Genomic DNA, 21,400 nt, shown 5'->3' on the forward strand with positions numbered 1-21,400 from the left:
CGTGCTCGATCGCCGGGCCCGCCTGGTGGTGAACGGCGAGGCCGGCGTGCTCATCGCCCAGGCCGGGCAGGACATGACACTGCAGGCGGCCGAGATCAGGAACGAAGGCAGCGGCCCCACCGTCCTCCTTGCCCAGCGCGACCTGCTGCTGCCCACGGTGAGCACCGGGGGCACGGACGACATCCACTGGAGCGCCGACCACCGCCAGAGGACCGAGCGGCGCGAGGACATCGGCACCGACATCGAAGCCAATGGCGACGTGACGATGCTGGCCGAACGCGACCTGCTCGGTCGCGCCGTGAACATCCAGGCCCAGGGCGACATCGACGCCCGCGCCGCCGGTGCCCTGCTGCTGCAGGCCGGCGAGCGCAGCCTGAGCGTGGACGAGCACCACCGCGTGCGCCACGGCGACAGCTTCAGCCGCAAGACCGTCACCGAAGACTTCACGCTGCGCGAGAGCAACGCGATCCCCAGCGAACTGAGCGGGCGCAAGAACAAGTGGATTGGAACCAGTGACAGTGGTATTCAGATTGAAGGATACCGGCAGCCGAGAACTACCGCATATCCCCTGAGAGAAGAGAGGAAGCCATGAAAGCGCGCTACTACGTTCACTGCTTCGAGGGATTTGATCCGCTCGATGAATATCGGCTCTTGCGTGTCGGAGGCCTCATCAACAGCGCCGAATCTCTGCGAAGTGTTTTCAATAGCTACCTTTTCAGTTCCATAACATCGGATTTCTACGAGAACCGTTACGGCGATGTGGACGAAACGCTGGTCGCGATCGAACAGATTGAACACGGCAAGCTCGACGCATACGACACGGGTGGGAATGGCTTCTCTCACCACATCACCCGCGAGCGCGTGCGCTTCGAACACAGCGTCTTCGGCGAATGCCCCGAATGGCCTATCTGGTGCTGCACGCTGGCCCAATACAAGGCCGCACTGCAAGGCTACCGACGCTTCCTGGACATGCCCAAGTCCATCGACAGCGAACTGATCATCGACCTACCGGACGGCGAAGCGCGTTGCGATTGAACAGCGTTGAATGCGTAAACGCACCCAACGCCGGCCACCGCAGCGCACCGCCTCAATAGCAAACCATCAACGCTCCCAGTCCCTCTCCGGCTTGGCCCCGCGCGCCTTCATCGCCGCCATGTACTGCGTCAGCAGCGGCTTGGCCTGCACGCCGCGGGCTTCGTTGTTCTTCACCCATTCCTGCGCCAGGTTGGGCAGGCCGTCGATCCACTTGCGGCGCTCGGCGTCGGGCAGCGGCGTCACCGTCACCGGCGGGTTCTGGCCCTTGCCCAGCTCCACCATGCGGTTCATGGCCATCTGGTGGCGCTGCACCAGGTCTTCACCGTGGCGGCGCGTGTACTCGGCACCGGCCTCGCGCATGGCCTGCTGTACCTCGGGCGGCAGCTTGGCCCAGCTGTCCTTGTTGATGGCCACGCCACCCGAGAACACCACGCCCATGTTCACCTTGGTCACATAGGGCGCCACCTCATAGACCTTGGCCGGCAGGATGCCCGTGGCCAGCGAGACCACGCCCTCGCTCACACCCGTCTGGATGTCGGTGTAGTAGGTGGTGAGCGCGCCGTCCACCGGCGTGGCCCCCACGCCGCGCAGCCACAGGCCCAGGATGCCCGGCGCCGAGAGCTTGCGGCCCTTGAGGTCGTCCACCGACTTCACCGGAAACTTCGTCCAGATGTCGTAGGTGTCGGAGCCCGTGGCGCCCAGGAAGACGATGTTGTACTTGTCCCATTCGGCCTTGAAGGCCGGGTTCTTCTCGATCATCTCCGTCATCGCGCCCAGCACGATGCGCGGGTCGCTGGTGGTGAAGGGCGTGTGCGCCGCCAACTGCGACAGCGGCATCTTCGCGGGCTCCAGGTAGCTGAACACCCAGCCGATGTCGGTGATGCCCTGCTCCACGCTGGTGAGCGTGGCGTTGGCCTTGTAGAGCTGACCGCCGAAGGCCTCTTTCCACTCGATCTTGTACTTGCCCCCGGCGGCGAGGCGCTTGTCCACCTCGGGCATGAACACCTGCTGGATGAAGCCCACCCAGGGAATGGTGGTGGGGTGGCTGGAGGCCACCGTGAGCTTGATGGTCTGCTGGGCCGAGGCGGCCAGCGGCAAGGCCATGGCCGCCGAGGCGGCCATGGCGATGGCCGTGAGGCGGACGAAGGTCGAACGTTTCATGCTTGTCTCCTGTTGTGAATGTCTGAACGCGAACACGAAAACGAAAACGGCGAGGGAAATCTCAATCAACCTGCGCGCCCGACTGGCGCACCAGCGCGGCCCACTTGGCCACCTCGCTGCGCGCGAAGGCGTCCATGGCGTCAGGGCCCAGGGGGCGCTGCTCCACGCCTTGCGCGGCCAGCTTGCCGGCCGTCTCGGCCTTGGCCAGCGTGGCGGCCGTGGCCTGGCGCAGGCGTGCGAGCACCGGGGCCGGCGTGGCGGCCGGCGCGTACAACATGAACCAGGCCACGAGGTCGAAGTCGCTGCCGGTCTGCTCGGCGATGGTGGGCAGGTCGCGCGCGGCGGCACTGCGTTGCGCGCTGGACGCGCCCAGCGCGCGCAGCTTGCCACCCTGCATGTGCGGCAGCACGGCGGCCGGGTGGTAGAACATGAAATCGGCGCGGCCGGTCATCACGTCGTTCATGGCCATGCCACCTTCCTTGTAGGGCACGTGCAGCATCTGGCCGCCCAGGCGGGCCTTGAGCAGTTCACCCGCCAGGTGGCCCGAGGTGCCGTTGCCCGCCGAGGCGAAGGTGGCGCCCTGCCCCTGCGCGGCCTTGGCCTTGAGGTCGGCCAGGGTCTTCAGCGGCCCATCGGCCGCCACCACCAGGAAGGTCGGCGTGTAGCCCACCAGGGCGATCGGCGCGAAGTCCTTGAGCGGGTCGTAGCTCAGGTTGCGGAACAGCGTGGCGTTGATGGCGTGCGTGCCCACCGTGCCCATCACGAGTTGGTAGCCATCGGCGGCGCCCTTGGCCACCTGGTTGGAGCCCACGGTGCCGCCCGCGCCGGCGCGGTTGTCCACCACGATGGACTGGCCCAGCTCGCGGCCCAGGCCCTCGCCCACCACGCGCGAAATGATGTCGGTGGTGGTGCCGGCACCAAAGGGCACGACGAGGCGGATCGGGCGGTCCGGGTAGGTCTGCGCGGCGGCGGGCAGCGCGATGGCGCCGGCCGCGGCGCCCAAGGTCAGCAGGGCGTCGCGGCGGGTCAGGGAATGGCGGCTCATGTGTTGGTCTCCTTCTTGGTGTGTGTCGCGCCGGGCCAGCCCTGGGCGTACAGCGCGTTGTGCTCGCCCAGTGTGGGCGGCGGGGTCACGTGCAGGCAACGCTGCCCGTCGAAACTGATGGGCGAGCGCACCGTGCGCGAGGGGCCCATCGTCGGGTGGTTCGTGTCCACGAAGAGCTGCAGGTGCTTCGCCTGCGCGTCCTCGGGCACCTCGTCGGTGCGGTACATGGGCGCGTGCGGCACGTCCTGCGCGAGCAGGCGGTCGCACCACTCCTGGCGCGTGCGGCGCTGGAAGATGTCGCGCAGGATCACGATGAGCGCGTCCTGGTTCTCGATGCGCGCGAAGCGGTCGCGAAAGCGCTCGTCCTCGAAGATGTCGGGCTTCTCCATCGCCTGCGCCAGGCCTTGCCAGAACTTCTCGGGCGAGGACATATGCAGCGCGATCCAGCCGCCGCAGGCGCATTCCAGCACGTAGCTCTGCGACACGCTGGGCCGGCTGTAGGGGCCCATCACCTCGCCCTCGGAGAAGAGGTGGGTGAAGGCGTCCAGGTTGAAGTGGGCCATGGCCTCGAACATGGACACGTCCACGCGCCGGCCGGCGCCCGTGGCGTGGCGCTCGTGCAGCGCCCCCAGGATGCCGAAGGCCGCGTAGTAGCCGGTCATGGCGTCGGCGATGGCCGGGCCCACCACCCGCGGGTTGGCCGGGTTCACCAGCAGGCGCAGGTAGCCGCTGGCGGCCTGGGCCACGGTGTCGTAGCTCGGGCGCGCGGCGGCGGGGCCGTCCTGCCCGAAGCCGCTGATGGCGCAGTAGATGAGGCGCGGGTTGAGTTCGCGCAGGCGCGCCTCGCCGGCCTGGATCTGCTCGGCAAAGCCCGGGCGGAAGTTCTGGATGTACACATCCGCGCCTTCGATCAGGCGGTCGAAGCTGGCGCGGTCCGCGTCCTTGCGCGTGTCCAGCGCCACGCTGTGCTTGTTGCGGTTGTAGGTCTGGTAGTGCGGGCTGTACAGGCCGCCCTTGAAGGCGCGGAAGGGGTCGCCCGTGCCGGGCAATTCCACCTTCACCACCTCGGCGCCCAGGTCGGCCAGCACCATGGCGGCGGCCGGGCCGGTGATGAAGGTGCCGTGTTCGACCACGCGCAGGCCCTTGAGCACTTGGGTCATCGTGCGCCCTCCTCAGTCGATCTTCTGCACCGGCACGAAGCCGGCGGGCACGTGGCCGGTGTAGCGCTGCTCCAGCGTGGCCTGGTAGGACAGCGCAAAGCCGATGGGCTGTTCCAGCTCCTCGCTCATGTGCGCGATGAGCCCGGCGCAGCGCGCCAGCATGGGCACCCCCTTGAGCGCGTTGAGCGGGAAGCCCACGCCCAGCAGCACGGCGGGAATCGCCGCCGACACATTCAGGCGCAGGTCCTTGCCGATCACCTCGGGCAGCACCTGCTCCACCGCTTCGGCGATCTCCACGTAGCGCTGGCCGCCACCGGCCTGCTTCGACACGCGAAACAGCGCCGACACGCGCGGGTCGCGCGCCTTGTGCACGGGGTGGCCGTAGCCGGGCACGGCCTGGCCGCGCGCGCGCCATTCGCCCACCACGGTGCGCGCGGCGGCCTTCAGGTCGCCGCCATGCTGCTCGCTGGCGCGGTGGATTTCATCGAACAGGCGCCCCGCGGTTTCCGAGGCCCCCAGGATCACCGATCCACAGCCCAGGATGCCCGCCGCCACGGCGCCCTGCAGCGCGTCGGGCGCGGCGGCCAGGGTCATGCGCGCGGCCTGCACGCTGGGCACCAGGCCATGTTCGGCAATGGCCACCAGGGTGGCGTTGAGCACGGCGCTGGCGGGCGCGTCGGGGCGCTTGCCGGTGAGCAACAGGTAGAAGTAGTCGCCGAAGCCGAGCTGGCCGATGAGGTCCTGGCACAGGTCCTCGCCGCGCACGACGATGGTGTCGGGGTTGTGCGCGCAGATGGCCGACTGCGGCACGGTGGCCTTGCCGATTTTCAAAAGTCTCTCCGGTGAAAAGGAAGGGTCAGCGCGCCGGCACGAGGCGGAAGTCGTACGTGGCGCTGTGGTACGGCGTGTCCATGCGGCGGCCGTCGGGTGCGGTGCCGGCGGGGTGCTGCTGGAAGGGCACGATGAGGCTGTTGCGCACGCCGAAGACGGCGTCCGAATCGAGGTAGGGGCTGTCGGCCACGAAGAGGTGCGTGGTCACCGTCTGGTGGCCGGGTGCGTACACCTTCATGTGGATGTGGCCGGGCCGGTTGGGGTGGCGGCCCATGCGGCGCAGCATGCGGCCCACGGGGCCGTCGTCGGGCACGGGGTAGAAGCTGGGCTTGATGGACCAGAAGCGGTAGTTCCCCTGCGCGTCGGTGCGAAACCGCGCGCGCAGGCGCATGCCGGCGTCCTCGCCCATCTGCATGTCGTAGATGCCCTCGCCGTCGCCGGACCACACGTCGAGGCAGCAGTTGGCGATGGGCTGGCCCTCGGTGTCGGTGACCTGACCGTGGTAGTACGCGGGCTCGCCGGGCATGTTCTCGCCGATGTCGGCGCCCAGCGCCATCTCGGGCGAGCCTTCCCAGTAGAACGGACCTTGCACCGTGGCCTCGGTGGGCGTCTGGGCGCCACCGCCGCTTTGCTGGAAGGCACGCGCGGCCTTGATCTGGTTCAACGCCACCACCAGCATGGAAATGCCCAGCGTGTCCGACAGCAGGATGAACTCCTGGCGCTTGTCGTCGCACATCTTGCCGGTCTCGGTGAGGAAGAAGATGGTGTTGATCCATTCCTCCTCGCTCAACTCCACCTCTCGGATGAAGGCGTGGGCGTGTTTCACCAGGGCGCTCATCACCTGCTTGAAGCGCGGGTCCTGGCAGTCGGCCATGCGGTCGAGCACGGCCTGGGTGATGTCGTTGGCGTCCAGTTGGGCCATGGGGCTTGTCTCCTGTGGGCGGGTGCCTGTTGTTTTGATTCGCAGCGCAGTCTAGGCACCCGATGACTGCGACGGAAGTGATGAATTTCGACCGCTATGATCGATCGCATCGATCATCCAAGGAAGGACCAAGCGATGGAACTGCGTCACCTGCGCTACTTCGACACCTTGGCCGAGACGCTGAACTTCACGCGCGCGGCCGAGCGGCTGCACGTCACCCAGTCCACGCTGTCGCACCAGATCCGCCAACTGGAGAACGAACTGGGCCTGGTGCTGTTCGACCGGTCGCACAAGAAGGTGGCCTTGACCGAGGCCGGCGAGTTGCTGCGAAGCCACCTGGTGCCCGCCCTGCAGCAGATCGACCGCGGCCTCCAGGCCCTGAGCCACCCGGGCGAGGCGCTGTCGGGCGAGCTGCGCATCGCGGCCACGCACAGCTTCAACACGCGCCTCATCCCGCTGTGTGTGTCGGCCTTCCTGGGCCAGCACCCGAACGTGAAGGTGGGCGTGGAGGAGCTGTCGGCGGAGCACATCGCCAAGCGCCTGTCCAGCGGGCACCTGGACCTGGGCGTGTCCTACCGGCCGGCCGATCGGCCCGAGCTGTGGTTCGAGCCGCTCTACAACGAGGAGCTGCGCCTGTGCGTGGCGGCGACGCATCCGCTGGCCAAGCGCCGTCGCGTGCGCCTGGTGGAACTGCACCAGCGTCGCCTGGTGTTGCTGCCCAAGCAATTCAGCACGCGCGGCCTGCTCGACGAATGCTTCGAAGCGGCGGGCGCGCAGCCACTGGTGGTGGCCGAGCTCAATTCCATCGCCCCCATGATCGAGCTCATCCGCCAGACCGACCTCGCGGGCATCATCGCCGAGACCGCCTTCACGCCCTCGCCCGAGCTGCGGCTGATTCCGCTGGAAGACCCCTCGCCGATCCGCACGCCGGGGCTGCTGTGGAAGAAGGGCGTGAACCGCTCCCCCACGGTGAAGCACATGGCTTCGGTGATCCGCCGCGCGGCGAGCGGGCACGCGGGCTGAGCGGGCCGTGCTGTAAGACGGGCCGGCGTGCCGCGACTACCGCCCAATCGTGTGCCACTTCCACCGGATCGCGCCATGTCGTCTCGCTTCTTCACGTTTTCCGCCGTGCCCCGCGGGCCCTGGCGGGTGCTGGACCAGATCACCGTGTCCGGACCGTCGCTGCCCAGCGCCAGCCACATCCGGGTTCAGGCCGGCCCCGAGGCCCCGGCGCCGAGCGACTGGTCCCTGCGTGGCATCACCAGCCACGAGCGCTACGTGGAACGGGCCGAGCGCGAGGCGCTGGCCGCCCGGCAGGTGGGCCTGGGCCAGCCCGGTCACACCTGCGCCGCGCTGATTCCGATCCGCAAGAACGCCGCCTGGTGGGGCCTCACCCAGGACGAGCGCCGCCGGGTGCTGGAGGAACAATCCCGACACATCCGCCTGGGCATGAACTACCTGCCCCAGATCACGCGTCGCCTGCACCACTGCCGCGACCTGTCGGACAGCGAGCCCTTCGACTTCATCACCTGGTTCGAGTACGCGCCACAGGATGCCGGCCGGTTCGACGAACTGGTGCGGGAACTGCGGCAGACCCCGGAGTGGCAGTACGTGGAACGCGAAATCGACATCCGCCTGCAGGCCGCGTGAGGACTGCTACGGGGAGCCCAACACGGCCTTTGCGAGCCCCACCAGCCCCATCAGCACCGGCTGGTGCAACAGGTAGTAGCTCAGGCTCCAGCGTCCCCACAGGGCCATGAAGCGGCCGACCGCGCCGCCCTGCCCCGAGCCGCCCAGCCAGCCGGGCCGGTGGGCGCACACCCAGCGCCCGGTGGCCAGGCCCCACCACACCACGCCCATCCACGGCAGCAGCGGCACGTAATCTTCGGCGAAGGGTTTGCGGCTGATGAAACCCAGCACATTGAGACCGGGCTGGTTCAACGCTTCCAGCGCGGGCCAGGCGGCCATGGCGGCCGGTGCCAGCCAGGGCAGCACGATGGCCAGTGCGCCCAGCGGCCACAGCCAGCGCCCCCAGCCCCCCGTGAGCCGCGCGATCACCAGCATGACGGCGATGCCGTGCAGCACGCCGAAGTAGATGAAGCTCTTGGGGAACATGAACCACGAGCCCACGGTGACCAGCAGCGCCGCACCCGCCACCTGCGCCCAGCGGCGCCAGAAGCGCGGCCAGCCCTGGCCCTGGTGCAGGGCCACCGCCTGCGACAAGCCGGCCGTGAACAGGAAGAGGCTGACGATGGCGGTGCGCTGCGTGGTCCAGAACGGGTCGCTGAGGAAGGCCTGGTGAGTGAAGCCGAAGTGGTCGAGGTCGAAACAGAAGTGGTAGGCCGTCATCCACAGCAGCGCCACGGCGCGCAGCTGGTCGATGCGGTCGTACCGGGTGGTGCTCATTGGCTGGCTTGCGCGTGGTTCCAGATGCCCAGGAGGTGCTCCGCCAAGGCCTTCGGCTCGCTCACCATGGGGCAATGGCCCGTGGCCATCTCGATGAGGTTCCAGCCCGGCTCGCGCCGCACGCGCTCGCGCGAGGCCTTGATGGTGCCCAGCGCGGGCGCGGTGCAGTCGATGAAGGTGCGCGGCGCGCGCGCCACGGCGTCGCCGTCGAAGTCCAGGGGCTGATCGTAGAGCCGGTAGGGCTGCGGGGTCTGGCGGCGGTTGAGCCAGTCGCGGTCGGCCCCCTGCAGGCCGAAGACCTCGGCGTCCGGCGGCGCGAAGTGCAGGCCCCCGCTGGCCTTGGCCGCCTCGAAGCGCTTGGCCTTGGTGGCCTCGTCGTGCGGCGTGCTCCAGGCCTCGCCGGGGTACGGCAGCACCGCGTCCAGGTAGACGAGATGCGCCAGCGCGCCGGGCGCGGCGGCCTGCAGGCGGTCGGCCACGCCGGTGACCACCATGCCCGCGTAGCTGTGGCCCACCAGCACCACGCGCTTGAGTTCCTCGGCCTCGATCAGGCCGAGGACGTCCTGCACGTGGGTCTGCAGGTCGATGGACTCGCTCATCAGGTGGGCCCGCTCGCCCACGCCGGTGAGGGTGACGGCGTGCGATTCGGCACCGGCCGCGCGCAGCAGCGGCAGCACGCGGCGCCAGACCCAGGCCCCCAGCCAGGCGCCGTGGACCAGGACGATGGACGTGGTGTTGCTCATGCGGGTTCTCCTGGAAAATACCGGACCCACGCATTCTGCCCGCGCCCCATGCTGCCCCACCAGATCGAGCTGCTATCCCCCGCCCGCACGGCCGACATCGGCATCGAGGCCGTCAACCACGGCGCCGACGCCGTCTACATCGGCGGCCCATCGTTCGGCGCGCGCACTTCGGCCGACAACAGCGTGCAGGACATCGCCCGCCTGGCCAGGCACGCCCACCGCTTCGGCAGCCGCATCTACGTCACGGTCAACACCATCCTGCGCGACGACGAGCTGGAGCCGGCCAGCAGGCTCATCCGCCAGCTCTACGACGCGGGCGCCGACGCCCTGATCATTCAGGACATGGGCCTGCTGGAGCTGGACCTGCCGCCCATTCAGTTGCACGCCAGCACGCAGACCGACATCCGCACGGTGGAGAAAGCCGTGTTCCTGCAGAACGCCGGCCTGTCCAAGCTGGTGCTGGCGCGCGAACTCACGCTGCCGCAGATCCGTGCGATCTACGACGCGCTGGACGACCAACGCTGCATCGTCGAGTTCTTCATCCACGGCGCGCTGTGCGTGGCCTACAGCGGCCAGTGCTACGTGAGCCACGCCCACACCGGCCGCAGCGCCAACCGGGGCGACTGCTCCCAGGCCTGCCGCCTGCCCTACGAGGTGAAGGACAGCCAGGGCCGCATCGTGGCGCACGACAAGCACGTGCTGTCGATGAAGGACAACAACCAGAGCGACAACCTGCGCGCCCTCATCGACGCCGGCGCGCGCAGCTTCAAGATCGAGGGCCGCTACAAGGACCTGGGCTACGTCAAGAACATCACGGCGCACTACCGGCGCCTGTTCGATCAGATCCTGGACGAGCGCCCCGAGCTGGGCCGCGCCTCCAGCGGGCGCGCCACCTTCAGCTTCACGCCCGACCCCGACCAGAACTTCAACCGCGAGTTCACCGACTACTTCGTCAACGGCCGCCAGGACGACATCGGCGCCTTCGACACGCCCAAAAACCCGGGCCGTGCCATCGGCTTCGTCACGCAGGTGGGCCCCAACTGGGTGGAGTTGCAGTGCGACGACGAGGCCACGGTGATCCACAACGGCGACGGCCTGTGCTACCTCGACCTGCACCGCGAACTCGTGGGCCTGCAGATCAACCGCGCCGAACCGGCGGGCGCGCCCGGGCGCTTCCGCATCTTCCCCAAGGACGCCATCGAGGGCCTGCGCCACTTGAAGCGCGGCACGGTGGTGAACCGCAACCGAGACATGGACTGGGTGCGCGCGTTGGAGAAGAAGTCGGCTGAGCGGCGCATCGGCGTGTGGATGAAGCTCTCGCGCACGGCCGATGGCCTTCGCCTGGACCTCACCGACGAGGACGGCCATGCCGCCCACGCCGAACTGGCCTGCTCGCTGGAGCTGGCTCGTGATGCCTCACAGGCGCACGACAAGCTGCGCGAGGCCTTGGGCCGCCTCGGCGAAACGCTCTTCACGCCCATCGACATCGCCCTCGCCTTCAGCGAGCCCTGGTTCGTGCCGGCCTCGCTGCTCAACCCGCTGCGCCGCGAGGCCGTGGCCGCGCTGGAGGCCGCGCGCGCCAGGGCATTCAAACGCCTGCCGCGCGGCGTGGCGGTGGAGCCGCCCGCGCCCTACCCCGAGGACACGCTCACCTACCTGGCCAATGTGTTCAACCACAAGGCCCGCGCCTTCTACGAGAAGCACGGCGTGAAGGTGATCGCCAGCGCCTACGAGTCGCACGAGGAGACCGGCGAGGTCAGCCTCATGATCACCAAGCACTGCGTGCGCTTCTCGCTGAGCCTGTGCCCCAAGCAGGCCAAGGGCGTCACCGGCGTGCAAGGCACGGTGCGCGCCGAGCCGCTCACCATCACCCACAACGACGAGAAGCTCACCCTGCGCTTCGATTGCAAGCCCTGCGAGATGCACGTGGTGGGCCGCATCAAGCCTTCGGTCATGAAAGCGGCGGCGCACAGCCCCATCACCTTCCACCGCACACGGCCCACGGCGCGCGGGCCGCACTGACTCAGCCGTCTTCGGGCTCGGCGCCTGAGTCCTCCGGCACCTGGAGCACGGCCAGCAGGCGGTCGAGCATGGCGTAGACCTCCGCCACGAATTCAGGGCCCAGGTCGGCCTCAAGCTGGCGGTAGACGTCTTCGAGGTCGCCGCTGACGTCCTTGAACATGCGCATCGCCCGCGGCGTCAGCGAGACGTGCTGGCGGCGCTGATCGCCTTTCATGCGTTCGCGGCTCACCAGGTCCAGCGCCTCCATGCGGGCCAGCACACCCGCCAGGCTGGGGCTGGAAATGTGGCAGATGGTGCAGATCTGGCGCGGCTCCAGCGTGCCGTAGACGTCGAGCGCGCGCAGGATGCGGAACTGCTGCTCCGTCAGCCCCGTTTTCTTGAGCACCGGCCGAAAGCGCGCGATGAGCCCGCCGCGCACCTGCAGCAGCAACAGGGGCAGGTTGCGGCGCGCGCGCGGAGCGGCTGGGGGAACGGGGGTGGCTGGGGGTGTGCGGGATCGCGGCAAGGTGTCAGAAGGGGTAGGCCTGGGGTTCGGTCTGGATCGTAATCGAGCGCAGATCGGTGAACTCCGCGATGGCCGCCTTGCCGCCGAAACGGCCGTACCCGCTGTCCTTGACGCCGCCGAAAGGCAACTGCGGTTCGCTGCGCACCGTGGGCGCGTTGATGTGGCACACGCCGCAGGCCAGGCGCTGCGCCACCTGCAGGGTGCGGGAGATGTCGCGTCCGAACACGGCGCCGGCCAGGCCGTACTCGGTGTCGTTGGCCACGCGCACGGCCTCCTCCAGGTCGTTCACCCGCACGATGGCCGCGATGGGGCCGAAGGACTCGTCACCATAGACCTTCATGCCCGGCTTCACGTGGTCCAGCACCAGCGGCGCGATGCGCGCGCCGTGGCGCCGCAGCGGCACCCGGAGCTTGGCGCCGAGGGCCACCGCGTCGTCCACCATGGCGGCCACCTGCTCGGCGGCGCGTTCGCTGATGAGCGCGCCCGCCAGCGCGGGCACCTCGCGGGTGGCGAGCCGCTCGGCCTTGTCCGCCAGGGCCTGCGCGAAGCGGTCGGCGATGGACGCTTCCACCACGATGCGTTCCGTGGACATGCAGATCTGGCCCTGGTTCATGAAGGCCCCGAAGGCGGCGGCGTTCACGGCGGCATCCACGTCGGCGTCGGCCAGCACCACCAGCGGCGACTTGCCGCCCAGCTCCAGCAGGGCCGGCTTGAGGTATTGGCCCGCCAGCGCACCGACGATGCGCCCGGTGCGCGTGGAGCCGGTGAAGTTGACCCGGCGCACCGCCGGGTGGGCGATCAGCGCTTCCACCACCTGCGGCGCGATGGCCGGGTCGTGCGCAATGACGTTGACCACGCCAGGGGGGAAGCCCGCGTCATTGAGCAACTCGCCGATGAGGCGGTGGCTGTCGGGGCAGACCTCCGAGGCCTTCATCACCACCACATTGCCACAGGCCAGCGGCATGGCCAGCGCGCGCAATCCCAGCAGCAGCGGCGCGTTCCACGGCGCGATGCCGAGCACCACGCCCACCGGCACGCGCAGCGTCATGGCCACGCAGCCAGGCTGGTCGGACGGAATCGTCTCGCCCCCCACCTGCGTGGTGAGCGCGGCCGCCTCGCGCAGCGCGGCAATGCCGCCCTTCACGTTGAACTGCGCCCAGCCCACGGACGTGGCGGTCTCGGCCACCATGCGCTCGACGAACACGTCGGCACGCGCCTGCAGCAGATCCGCGGCCTTGCCGAGCAGCTCTCGCCGCAAACCCGGGCCGGTGCGCGACCAGGAGACAAAGGCCTGGGCGGCCGAGTCGACGACGGCGCGCGCGCCCTCCACCGTGTGCCAGTTGTGTGTCATGTCGGTAGCTCCTTCAAAGCGGGGCGATGCGCGCGTGCAGCACCGCGCTGCGGCCTTCGTCGAGCGCGCGGATGCAGCGCGCGACGGCGTCGTCGATGTCCTTCGGGTCGCTCACGCGCTCGCCATGCGCGCCGGCGGCTTCGCCCACGGCGGCGAAGTCCATGTCGCGAGGCAACAGCGAGGCGTATTCGCCGCTGTGAAAGGCGTGGCCCCCGGGGTACATGCGCAGGGTCGACTCCTTCACCGCGGCCCAGCCGCTGTTGTCCAGCACCACCGTGAAGATGGGCACGCCATATTCGCGTGCCACCGCGTAGGTGGACGTGGGGTTGCTGAAGTAGAAGGTGCCGTCGCCGACGAAGTGCACCACGCGCCGCTGGGGGTGGGCCAGCTTCATGCCCAGCGCCGTGCCGGCCGAAAAGCCCAGCCCGCCCCCCGGAAGGCCCATCAGCGTGCCCGGCTGTTGGCGCGGCACCTGCTCGAACACGGTCAGCGTGTGGCGGATGCCTTCGTTGAGCACGATGTCGTCTTCACCGAGGGCGCGGTGGATGGCAGCGCACAAGTGCGCGGCGTTGATGGCGCCCGGCTCGCCCGGCGCGCGCGCGGCGTCGGCCACGCGCTGGCCACGCTCGGCGTGCTCGGCGCCCAGCCGCACCAGACGCGCGGCCGCGCGCGCTTCAAAGGCCGGTGTGGCCAGGGCCTTCACCGCTTCGATCAGATCGGTCAGCAGCAGCTCGCTGTCGCCTTGCAGGCGCAGGTCGGTGGCGAAGCCCCACATCGGCATGTCGCGCTTGAGCGCATCCACGTCGATCTGCGCCCACCAGGCCTTGGGGTTGACGTTCGTGGTCTTGGGCACCCAGGGCACGTCCACGTCCAGCATCAGGCCAACATCGGCGCGTTCGGCGAACGGGCCGGGCAGGTAGCCGCCGAAGCAGGGGCTGTCTCGGCGGATGTTCAGGTGCACGCTGTTGAATTCGCACACGCGCATGCCGATCAGCGTGGACAGCGCCTCCACCAGCGCCGGCACGCGGGGGTTGCGGCCGGCGTAGGCGGTGACCAGCAAGGGGTCTTCTGCCGCCACCAGGCGCTCGGCGATTCGTTGGATGTCGTCGGGCCGGGCGCCACCCGCTCGCACGGGCTGGTGATGCGCGGCCGTGAACGGGTGCAGCTCGTCCGGCGGGCACGGCGCGGCCAGCACCTCGCGCGGCAGCATCAGGTACACGGGGCCGGGTGGGTCGCTCTGCATCACGGCGTGCGCGCGCGCGATCACCTCCTCGGCCATCGACGGCCAGGGCAGCGTGTATTCCCACTTCACGTACGGGCGCACCACGCTGCCCTGGTCGAAGGGTTCCTGCACGAAATGCACGTAGGTGTCGCGGCCGCCCTCCACGCCGTTGAAGGTGGTGGCCGGCGCGCGGCCCGCCATCAGCAGGATGGGCACGCGCGCGCGGAACAGGTTGTGCAGCCCCATGGCGGCATTGGCCGTGCCCGCGTCCACGTGCACCAGCACGGCCTGGCCACGGCCGGTGGCCACCGCGTAGCCGCCGGCCATGTGGATCGCCGTGTTCTCGTGCGGGCACAGCACCAACTCTGGCAAGCGCCGGCCCGCTTCGCGCCAGCGCGCCATCTCCTCGATGAGGGGCGCGTGGTCGGTGCCGAGGTTGCAGAACAGGTAGTCGATGCCACGGTCCAGCAGGGCCTGGAGCAGGTGGTGCGAGGCGCTGCGCGCCGTCTCGTGGGGGCTGTCGGGGAGCATGGGTTCCTGGTCAGTTGGTCGTGGCGGCCAGGCCGGCGGCGCGCACGGCGGGCGCGAAGGCCTTCTGCTCGGCCTGAATGCGCTGGCGAATCGCCTCGGGGCCTGCGAAGTCGCTTTCGTGGCCGAGCTTGGCGAAGGCTTCTCGCATGGCCGGCGTGGCCAAGGCCTTTTCCAGCTCGCCCGACAGGCGCTTGAGCACGCCCGGGGGCGTGCCGGCCGGGGCGTACAACGCCAGCCAGACCTCGTACTCCGTGCCGGGGAAGCCCGCCTCGGCCAGGGTCGGCACGTCGGGGAGGAAGGGCGAACGCTTCTGCGAGGCAACGGCCAAGGGACGCAGGCCGCCGGACTTGATCTGCCCACTGAGCGGCGCCAGATCGGCCATCACCATGACCGCACGGCCCGTGACCAGGTCCGAGATCGCTGGCGTGAAGCCGTTGTAGGGCACGTGGATCATCCTGGCGCCGGCACTTTGCACCAGCATCTCGGTGCCCACGTGGGCCATGGAGCCCACGCCATTGCTGGCGTAGGCCAGCGAGCCGTCCTTGGTCTTCGGATCGGCGAACAGCTCCTTCACCGTCTTGTAGGGCTGCGTGCTGGACACGGTGAGGAAGAACGGCAGGCGCGACACCATGCCGACCGGCGCGAAGTCCTTGAGCGGGTCGAACGCCAGCTTGGCCTGCGTGAGCGGCAGCAGCGTCATGGTGGAGCCACCGGTCAACAGAAGCGTGTAGCCATCGGGCGTGGCGCGCGCCACCGTGGAGGCGCCGATCACCGTGTTGCCTCCGGGCTTGGCCTCCACGATCACGCTCTGCCCCATCGAATCGCCCAGCGCCTGCGCCACCAGGCGTGCGGCGGCGTCGACACCGCCCCCGGCCGCATAAGGAATGACGATGCGAATGGTCTTGTTGGGAAAGCTGTCCTGCGCGTGGCCCGCCAGCGTCGCAGCGCACAGCAGCGCGGCGACGGCCCATCGAACGAGTTTCATGCCTTGTCTCCTGGATGTTTTTTCCAGCGGACAACGGTGTCCGCCGCAAATCACTCACATGTGAGTGATTTGCGGAGCATAGGCCTCCGGCGCAGGTGCGGCTCTAGGCAATAACCCGAAGTTGTGCCGGCCTGCTCAGATGTACGGCACCGGCTGCGGCGCGTGCCGCAGGTGCAAGGACAGGCCCAAGGCCGCCATGTGGTTGCCGTTGCGCCCCAGGATGGTCTCGGCCAAGGGCAGGAACTCCGACTCCTCCAGCCGCGCGTGGGCCGAGTAGTCCGCCACCAGGCGGTGCACGTCACCCACGTCCAGCTCGCTGTCCTGCCCACGCGCCACGCGCTTGAGCTCGCGTTCCAGCGAACGCCACAGCGTTTCAAGCTGACGGTGCTGCGTGGTGAGGTGCTCCACCAGCCGCTGCGCTCGTTCGCGTTCCGGCCCGGGTTCGGCGCTGGCCAGCACGGCGGGGAACAGCTCGCGCTCCTCGTCCAGGTGGTGCTCGAAGATTGCCTCGCGGAAGAAGCCCAGCGCATCCTCGGCGATGCGCCGCGCGCGGGCGGCCGGCTCCAGCAGCGCGGGCAGTTCGTCCAGCGCATGCAAGTGGCGCACGATGCCCGCGTGGCACTGGGTGAAGTTGGTCAGAGGTGCTTCGCCGCGTGACGTGATCGTGTCGTTCATGGTGGTCTCCATCGGCTTGGGCCGGATGCGACCCAGTCTAGGCAGCGCGCCGCCGGACGCCTTGACCCAGGTCAAGCCCACCTTCTCTAGGGCAACACCACACCGGCGGGAACGAACACGCCCGGCGTCGTCGCCGACTGCGGATACACCACAGGGCCGTCCACCACGAGATCAACCCGGCCATCGCCGGTCAGCTCGCCAGCGGCGATGAAGCTGGCCGAATACGGGCCTTCCCACACCTGGGACACGGCGTAACTGCCGGGGCTGGCGGGCGTCTGCAGGAGCACCGTGATGCGGGTGCTGTTGGCTTGCGTCTGGTAGACCGTGGAGATCACCGCCAGATCGGGCCGCCCGTCCGCATCGAGGTCACGCACCAGCACGCGTCGCGCGCCATCGGCCACGCCTTGCGCCTGTGCGCTGAAGACGCCCGGCGCGGTCTGGCGCCACCAGCGCACCGCGGCACCACCCGACCCGCCCGACGGCGCATTGCCGGCGTCCGCCGCCACGGCGTCAAGGCGACCATCGCCGTCCAGATCGGCCAGCACCAGGCCCACCAGGGCCACGCCCGTGCCCAACACGGCGGGCGGCGCGATACCGCCACCCGCCTGCGCCCGGCACCACCAGAGGCGATCACCGCCCACGCCCACCAGATCGGCCAGGCCATCGCCGTCCAGATCGCCCACGGCCAGGGCGCTCCAGCCCCGTCCTGCGCCGGCACACACGGGCACTGGCGGCGCGAAGGCACCGGCCGGCAACTGCGTCAACCACAGCGCCCGGCTGTTCACGATGACCCCGTCGGCCACCAGCAGGTCGGTGCGGCCGTCGCCCTGCACGTCGCTCAGCGACACATCGTTCGCCACGCCGCCGGTGGTCAGCACCTGGGCCGCGCCGAACTGTCCGGAGTTCACGGCCGACTGCCGCAGCAGCGCGACCGCGCCGCTGTCGGCCGGCGCGTTGACCGGGGCCGGCTGCGTCATGGGCGAGGCACTCACCAGGTCGGGCCGCCCGTCGCCATCCACGTCGCCCGCGACCAATACCCAGGGGTCGGCCGCAACCGCGTGGCGCTGCAGCGGTGCGAACGCTCCGCTCGTGGTCTGCCGGCGCACGTCGACGTAGCCCGGGTGCGGAGGCGGTCCGTCGACATGGCGGATGGCCATGGCCACGTCGTCCCGGCCGTCGCCATCCAGGTCGCTGACCACCACGCCACCGCTCACCCAGTACGGCGCGATCACGGCTGTGCCGCCATCCCCGCCACAAGCCACCAGCGCGTTGGCCGCAGCGCCCAGCAGCAGGCAGCGCCACGAATGCATGCCGACCGAAGGGAACATGGGGGGGCTCCTGCGCCGCGCGCCCCGTGGGCACCGCGCCCGCGTCACCGCAGCCCGCACCAATCTAGGCCCGTGGCCCGGGCGCGCATTGACGCGCGTCAATGGCCGCGTCAGCCCCCCTGGCGCGACACCAGCTCGAACACGTCGCGCTCGATCTCCTGCCCGGCCGCGCTCATCACTCGGCGCTGCAGGCGCACGTAGCGCCTGACCTCCGGCGCGTACCAGACGAGGTAGTGGATGCGCACCGGTTCCAGCTGGGCCGAGGCCTGCCCGCCCGTGGCCATGCGGTTGCTCCAGACCTCGACCTTCACCGCCTCGAAGCGCCCGGCGGGCACCATGACGGATTCACGGCCCAGGGCCTCGCCGCTGGAGTGCCATTGCGTCCACTGGCCGTCCACGTCGGGCGTGGGGAAACCACGCCCGCGCCAGGACCCGATTTCGCCCGCCACGAGGTAGGGGCTGAACTCCGCGCCGATGCCCGGCCACGACACGAAGCCGCCCTGTCCGGCGCGCGAGCGGCGCTGCACAGGGTCTGCCATGGCGGGGTCTTGCAGGCTATCGACCACCATGTCGCCGTTCACCTGGTTCACGCGGATGACCACGGTGCGGTTCGGGCTGGTGGGCCATTTGCCCCGCACCTGGTACGTCCAGCTCTGGCCCACAGCGGGCAGGCGGCTGTCGGGCGAGCGGACGACGGGCGGGGCGGGCGCAGGTGCGGCGGCAGGTGCAGGTGCGGCGGCAGGTGAAGGTGCGGCGGCAGGTGCGGGCGTGGGTGCGGATGCAGGCACGGTTGGCGGCGCCGCGCGCGTCACGGGTGGCACGGATGCCGGCAGTGGTGGGCGTGACGGTCCACTGGAGGCCGCATGCGGCGCGGGCACGGGCGCCGCTGCCACCACCGTTTCGGGCGGCCGGGGTGCGCCTGGGGCCGATGCCGACCCCGAAGACGCGCGGCGCCCGCCACCGGTGCCGTCCATGACCGGGGCTGGCGCCGACGCCGCCGGGGAAGCCGCGGCCAGCAGGCCCACCTCCTCTTCCTCGATCGGCGGCTGCGGCACGTTCCTCCAGGTCCACCAGGCACCCGCCCCCACCGCCAGCAGGCCGATCCCGGCGGCCACGCTCCAGCGGACCGCGCCCGCTCCGCCTTCGCCCGCCTTCTCGCCCAGCAACTTCTGCAGTGCCTGGATCAGGGTGGCCGTGGAGGCATCCCACTGCTGGTGCTGTATGGCAATGGCCTGGCGCCGCGCCAGCGGCTTGAGTTCATCCGGCAGATCGTCCGCGCCGGGCATGGTGGCTCGGTCCAGCACCACCGGCACCACGCGGATGTCGCGCTTGAGCGCGGCGGCAATCTCCAGGCGGATGAAGTCGTGCGGGTCGTCGAGCCGGCGACGGCCCTGCGCGTCGCGGATGTTGAGCCACTCGTCGCCGATCAGCACGATGAGCACGCGGCAGGAACCCACGGCCTGCTCGATCGCGACGACGAAGTCCGTGCCGGGCTCGATGCCCTCCACATCCATGAACACACGATCGGCGCCAAATTGCGCCTTGAGGCGATCGGACAGTCGCCCGGCGTAGCCGGCCGCGTCGTCGCGACGGTAGCTGATGAAGATCCCGTCCATGCCAGCCCCCGCGCCGCCCTGACGGTGAGCGGCCGAACCATTCTAGGCAGGCACCGGCGCGCGCGATACCCCAGGCGTGGGACGCGTCGAAGCGGCTCAGGCCGCCTTGGGCGTTCCGCGCAAGCGCTTGATCAGTTCAACGACGCCGACCACCACCGCGCCCGCCGCAATGCCCACGAGTGCACCGGCCAGACTGGGCACGAAGGCGCCGAACCAGCCCAGGCTCTCCGACCAGGTCTCCACCCCATGCGCCAGCAGCGGCAGGCCGTGCAGCAGGATGCCGCCGCCCACCAGGAACATCGCGGCCGTGCCCAGCACCGACAGCGACTTCATCAACCAGGGCGCGAAGGCCAGGATGCCGCGCCCGATGGCCTGCTTCCAGGCCCGCGCCTGGCGGGTCAGGTGCAGGCCCAGGTCGTCGAGCTTCACGATGCCCGCCACCAGGCCATACACGCCCACCGTCATCAACAGCGAGATGCCCACCAGCACGCCGATGCGCTGGCCCATGCTGGCGCTGGCCACGGTGCCCAGGCTGATGACGATGATCTCGGCGGAGAGGATGAAGTCGGTGCGGATGGCGCCCTTGATCTTGTCCTTCTCGTAGGCCACGAGATCGACCTTGTCGTCGGCCACGGCCTTCACCAGCTCATCGTGGTGCTTCGTATCGTCGACCTTGTGCGCGCCCAGCGCATGCACGAGCTTCTCCACGCCCTCGAAGCACAGGAACAGGCCGCCCAGCATGAGCAACGGCGTGATGAGCGCGGGCACGAAGGCGCTGATGAGCAGCGCCGCCGGCACCAGGATGGCCTTGTTGACGAAAGAGCCTTTGGCCACCGCCCACACCACGGGCAGTTCGCGGTCGGCCTTCACGCCGGTGACCTGTTGCGCGTTGAGCGCGAGGTCGTCGCCCAGCACGCCGGCCGTCTTCTTCGCCGCGACCTTGGTCATGACCGAGACGTCGTCGAGCAGCGTGGCGATGTCGTCGATGAGGGCGAGAAGGCTGGTACCGGCCATGGAAGGCTCCGTTGGGGGTTCAGGTCGGCGCGGGCGGCCAGACCACGGGAAACAGGGGATCGTCCATCGCCGTGCCCGCCGGCAACCGCGCCTCCAGCCCCGGGAACGGGGGCGAGGTGCGCCAGCGGCGCGGCGCGTGCACGCTGTCGTCGCCCAGGTAGCGGGCCGAGAACACGCGGCGGCGCGCGCCCGGGCCGGTGCCGCTGGAGGCGTGCAGCGCCAGCATGTGGAAGGCCACGCAGTCGCCCGGCTCCAAGGCCCAGGCCAGTTGCGGGTAGCGCTGCGGTTCCTGCTCCACCGGGGGCAGTTCGGCCAGCGTGCCTTCGGGGAACCAACGGGCCTGCTGGTCGCGGAAGGTGCGTGGCATGTACCAGGTGCCGTGGTGCGAGCCGGCCACGAAGCGCAGCGTGCTCTCCAGTGGCACCGGGTCCACGGGAATCCAGAAACTCACGTTCTGCGCGCCGTCGACGTTGTAGTACGGCTGGTCCTGGTGCCAGGGCGTGGGCTGGCGCGTGCCGGGTTCTTTCACCAGCAGGTGGTCGTGGTACAGCCGCACCGAGCGGCTGCTCATGAGCTGGGCCGACAGGTGCGGCAGCGCGGAGTGGCGCAGCACGTCGTCGTAGGCCGGGTTGTCCGCCCATGTGCAGAAATCCTCGACGAAGCGGCCCGGGTCGTCGGGCTCGCTGGCCACCAGGGCCAGCGGGCTCAGGTGCGCGAGGTTGTGCTCGATGCCCTCTTCCAGTCGTTTGAGTTCTGCCGGCGTGAGCACGCCGCGCAGCACCACGGCGCCGTCGCGCGCATAGGCCTGCACGGTGGCGCTGTCGAGGGCGTGTTCGCGCGCCATGCGT

21 protein-coding genes are annotated in these 21,400 nt (G+C 69.7%); 5 read left to right on the forward strand and 16 right to left on the reverse strand.

What is annotated here, in order from left to right; translation table 11 throughout:
* Positions 1 to 592, forward strand: a 592-nt coding sequence (locus BN948_RS04885) for a hemagglutinin repeat-containing protein (protein WP_035620702.1), incomplete at its 5' end; no start/stop codon positions are given.
* Complete coding sequence (locus BN948_RS04890; RefSeq protein ID WP_009515873.1) at positions 589 to 1,035, forward strand: hypothetical protein; 447 nt, start codon at positions 589 to 591, stop codon at positions 1,033 to 1,035. The genes BN948_RS04885 and BN948_RS04890, both read left to right, overlap by 4 nt.
* A 66-nt stretch (positions 1,036 to 1,101) precedes the next feature.
* Here the strand turns inward: BN948_RS04890 and BN948_RS04895 are convergent, their stop codons facing one another.
* The 5 genes from BN948_RS04895 to BN948_RS04915 form a co-directional block, all read right to left on the reverse strand.
* A complete protein-coding gene (locus BN948_RS04895; RefSeq protein WP_009515872.1) occupies positions 1,102 to 2,196 on the reverse strand; it encodes a C4-dicarboxylate TRAP transporter substrate-binding protein in 1,095 nt (364 codons plus the stop codon).
* A gap of 61 nt (positions 2,197 to 2,257) precedes the next feature.
* The gene (locus BN948_RS04900; protein WP_009515871.1) at positions 2,258 to 3,241 is read right to left on the reverse strand and encodes a Bug family tripartite tricarboxylate transporter substrate binding protein; all 984 of its coding nucleotides are present in this window, start codon (positions 3,239 to 3,241) and stop codon (positions 2,258 to 2,260) included.
* Entirely contained in the window at positions 3,238 to 4,401 is a 1,164-nt protein-coding gene (locus BN948_RS04905; protein WP_009515870.1) for a CaiB/BaiF CoA transferase family protein, read from the reverse strand. The genes BN948_RS04900 and BN948_RS04905 overlap by 4 nt, the downstream gene beginning before the upstream one ends.
* Before the next feature lie 12 nt (positions 4,402 to 4,413).
* The gene (locus BN948_RS04910; RefSeq protein ID WP_009515869.1) at positions 4,414 to 5,232 is read right to left on the reverse strand and encodes a citryl-CoA lyase; all 819 of its coding nucleotides are present in this window, start codon (positions 5,230 to 5,232) and stop codon (positions 4,414 to 4,416) included.
* A 25-nt stretch (positions 5,233 to 5,257) separates the two neighbouring features.
* Entirely contained in the window at positions 5,258 to 6,154 is an 897-nt protein-coding gene (locus tag BN948_RS04915; protein WP_009515868.1) for a dioxygenase family protein, read from the reverse strand.
* A 135-nt stretch (positions 6,155 to 6,289) separates the two neighbouring features.
* On the opposite strand from BN948_RS04915, the gene BN948_RS04920 reads away from it, so the two are divergent.
* Together BN948_RS04920 and BN948_RS04925 are read left to right on the forward strand one after the other, a co-directional pair.
* Positions 6,290 to 7,177: a LysR substrate-binding domain-containing protein gene (locus BN948_RS04920; RefSeq protein WP_009515867.1), complete on the forward strand. Its 888-nt coding sequence runs from the start codon at positions 6,290 to 6,292 to the stop codon at positions 7,175 to 7,177.
* Between the two features lie 75 nt (positions 7,178 to 7,252).
* Positions 7,253 to 7,804, forward strand: coding sequence for a chlorite dismutase family protein (locus BN948_RS04925; RefSeq protein ID WP_009515866.1), 552 nt, complete (start codon positions 7,253 to 7,255; stop codon positions 7,802 to 7,804).
* A 6-nt stretch (positions 7,805 to 7,810) separates the two neighbouring features.
* Here BN948_RS04925 and BN948_RS04930 read toward each other — a convergent pair whose 3' ends face one another.
* Both BN948_RS04930 and BN948_RS04935 read right to left on the reverse strand, forming a co-directional pair.
* The gene (locus BN948_RS04930) at positions 7,811 to 8,560 is read right to left on the reverse strand and encodes a heparan-alpha-glucosaminide N-acetyltransferase (RefSeq protein WP_009515865.1); all 750 of its coding nucleotides are present in this window, start codon (positions 8,558 to 8,560) and stop codon (positions 7,811 to 7,813) included.
* Entirely contained in the window at positions 8,557 to 9,303 is a 747-nt protein-coding gene (locus tag BN948_RS04935; protein ID WP_009515864.1) for an alpha/beta fold hydrolase, read from the reverse strand. The genes BN948_RS04930 and BN948_RS04935 overlap by 4 nt, the downstream gene beginning before the upstream one ends.
* A gap of 48 nt (positions 9,304 to 9,351) precedes the next feature.
* On the opposite strand from BN948_RS04935, the gene BN948_RS04940 reads away from it, so the two are divergent.
* Complete coding sequence (locus BN948_RS04940) at positions 9,352 to 11,325, forward strand: peptidase U32 family protein (RefSeq protein WP_009515863.1); 1,974 nt, start codon at positions 9,352 to 9,354, stop codon at positions 11,323 to 11,325.
* Position 11,326: 1 nt separating this feature from the next.
* On the opposite strand, the gene hpaR is transcribed toward BN948_RS04940, so the two are convergent.
* The 9 genes from hpaR to BN948_RS04985 all read right to left on the reverse strand — a co-directional run bounded on the left by hpaR (position 11,327) and on the right by BN948_RS04985 (position 21,396).
* Positions 11,327 to 11,830, reverse strand: a complete 504-nt coding sequence (gene hpaR / locus BN948_RS04945; protein WP_009515862.1) for a homoprotocatechuate degradation operon regulator HpaR — start codon at positions 11,828 to 11,830, stop codon at positions 11,327 to 11,329.
* A 4-nt stretch (positions 11,831 to 11,834) separates the two neighbouring features.
* Positions 11,835 to 13,181 (reverse strand): aldehyde dehydrogenase, encoded by a 1,347-nt coding sequence (locus tag BN948_RS04950; protein ID WP_009515861.1) that lies wholly within the window; start codon positions 13,179 to 13,181, stop codon positions 11,835 to 11,837.
* A 13-nt stretch (positions 13,182 to 13,194) separates the two neighbouring features.
* Complete coding sequence (locus BN948_RS04955; RefSeq protein ID WP_009515860.1) at positions 13,195 to 14,934, reverse strand: thiamine pyrophosphate-requiring protein; 1,740 nt, start codon at positions 14,932 to 14,934, stop codon at positions 13,195 to 13,197.
* A 10-nt stretch (positions 14,935 to 14,944) separates the two neighbouring features.
* Positions 14,945 to 15,919, reverse strand: coding sequence for a Bug family tripartite tricarboxylate transporter substrate binding protein (locus BN948_RS04960; RefSeq protein WP_009515859.1), 975 nt, complete (start codon positions 15,917 to 15,919; stop codon positions 14,945 to 14,947).
* Positions 15,920 to 16,054: 135 nt separating this feature from the next.
* The gene (locus tag BN948_RS04965; RefSeq protein ID WP_009515858.1) at positions 16,055 to 16,594 is read right to left on the reverse strand and encodes a hemerythrin domain-containing protein; all 540 of its coding nucleotides are present in this window, start codon (positions 16,592 to 16,594) and stop codon (positions 16,055 to 16,057) included.
* A gap of 86 nt (positions 16,595 to 16,680) precedes the next feature.
* Complete coding sequence (locus BN948_RS27455; protein WP_009515857.1) at positions 16,681 to 17,922, reverse strand: FG-GAP repeat domain-containing protein; 1,242 nt, start codon at positions 17,920 to 17,922, stop codon at positions 16,681 to 16,683.
* A gap of 110 nt (positions 17,923 to 18,032) precedes the next feature.
* On the reverse strand, positions 18,033 to 19,538 hold the full coding sequence (locus tag BN948_RS26990; protein WP_009515856.1) for a toll/interleukin-1 receptor domain-containing protein: 1,506 nt from the start codon (positions 19,536 to 19,538) through the stop codon (positions 18,033 to 18,035).
* Between the two features lie 96 nt (positions 19,539 to 19,634).
* Positions 19,635 to 20,552 (reverse strand): DUF808 domain-containing protein, encoded by a 918-nt coding sequence (locus BN948_RS04980; protein ID WP_009515855.1) that lies wholly within the window; start codon positions 20,550 to 20,552, stop codon positions 19,635 to 19,637.
* A 19-nt stretch (positions 20,553 to 20,571) separates the two neighbouring features.
* Positions 20,572 to 21,396 (reverse strand): phytanoyl-CoA dioxygenase family protein, encoded by an 825-nt coding sequence (locus BN948_RS04985; protein ID WP_009515854.1) that lies wholly within the window; start codon positions 21,394 to 21,396, stop codon positions 20,572 to 20,574.
* Between the last annotated feature and the right edge of the window lie 4 nt (positions 21,397 to 21,400).

This window comes from Hydrogenophaga intermedia (assembly GCF_000723405.1).
GTDB lineage: Bacteria > Pseudomonadota > Gammaproteobacteria > Burkholderiales > Burkholderiaceae_C > Hydrogenophaga > Hydrogenophaga intermedia.

Excerpts from the sequence above, each read along its gene's own strand:
- BN948_RS04890 (WP_009515873.1), top strand. The coding sequence starts at position 589 with ATGAAAGCGCGCTACTACGTTCACTGCTTCGAGGGATTTGATCCGCTC.
- BN948_RS04895 (WP_009515872.1), bottom strand. The coding sequence starts at position 2,196 with ATGAAACGTTCGACCTTCGTCCGCCTCACGGCCATCGCCATGGCCGCC.
- BN948_RS04900 (WP_009515871.1), bottom strand. The coding sequence starts at position 3,241 with ATGAGCCGCCATTCCCTGACCCGCCGCGACGCCCTGCTGACCTTGGGC.
- BN948_RS04905 (WP_009515870.1), bottom strand. The coding sequence starts at position 4,401 with ATGACCCAAGTGCTCAAGGGCCTGCGCGTGGTCGAACACGGCACCTTC.
- BN948_RS04915 (WP_009515868.1), bottom strand. The coding sequence starts at position 6,154 with ATGGCCCAACTGGACGCCAACGACATCACCCAGGCCGTGCTCGACCGC.
- BN948_RS04920 (WP_009515867.1), top strand. The coding sequence starts at position 6,290 with ATGGAACTGCGTCACCTGCGCTACTTCGACACCTTGGCCGAGACGCTG.
- BN948_RS04925 (WP_009515866.1), top strand. The coding sequence starts at position 7,253 with ATGTCGTCTCGCTTCTTCACGTTTTCCGCCGTGCCCCGCGGGCCCTGG.
- BN948_RS04930 (WP_009515865.1), bottom strand. The coding sequence starts at position 8,560 with ATGAGCACCACCCGGTACGACCGCATCGACCAGCTGCGCGCCGTGGCG.
- BN948_RS04935 (WP_009515864.1), bottom strand. The coding sequence starts at position 9,303 with ATGAGCAACACCACGTCCATCGTCCTGGTCCACGGCGCCTGGCTGGGG.
- BN948_RS04940 (WP_009515863.1), top strand. The coding sequence starts at position 9,352 with ATGCTGCCCCACCAGATCGAGCTGCTATCCCCCGCCCGCACGGCCGAC.
- BN948_RS04950 (WP_009515861.1), bottom strand. The coding sequence starts at position 13,181 with ATGACACACAACTGGCACACGGTGGAGGGCGCGCGCGCCGTCGTCGAC.
- BN948_RS04955 (WP_009515860.1), bottom strand. The coding sequence starts at position 14,934 with ATGCTCCCCGACAGCCCCCACGAGACGGCGCGCAGCGCCTCGCACCAC.
- BN948_RS04960 (WP_009515859.1), bottom strand. The coding sequence starts at position 15,919 with ATGAAACTCGTTCGATGGGCCGTCGCCGCGCTGCTGTGCGCTGCGACG.
- BN948_RS04965 (WP_009515858.1), bottom strand. The coding sequence starts at position 16,594 with ATGAACGACACGATCACGTCACGCGGCGAAGCACCTCTGACCAACTTC.
- BN948_RS27455 (WP_009515857.1), bottom strand. The coding sequence starts at position 17,922 with ATGTTCCCTTCGGTCGGCATGCATTCGTGGCGCTGCCTGCTGCTGGGC.
- BN948_RS26990 (WP_009515856.1), bottom strand. The coding sequence starts at position 19,538 with ATGGACGGGATCTTCATCAGCTACCGTCGCGACGACGCGGCCGGCTAC.
- BN948_RS04980 (WP_009515855.1), bottom strand. The coding sequence starts at position 20,552 with ATGGCCGGTACCAGCCTTCTCGCCCTCATCGACGACATCGCCACGCTG.
- BN948_RS04985 (WP_009515854.1), bottom strand. The coding sequence starts at position 21,396 with ATGGCGCGCGAACACGCCCTCGACAGCGCCACCGTGCAGGCCTATGCG.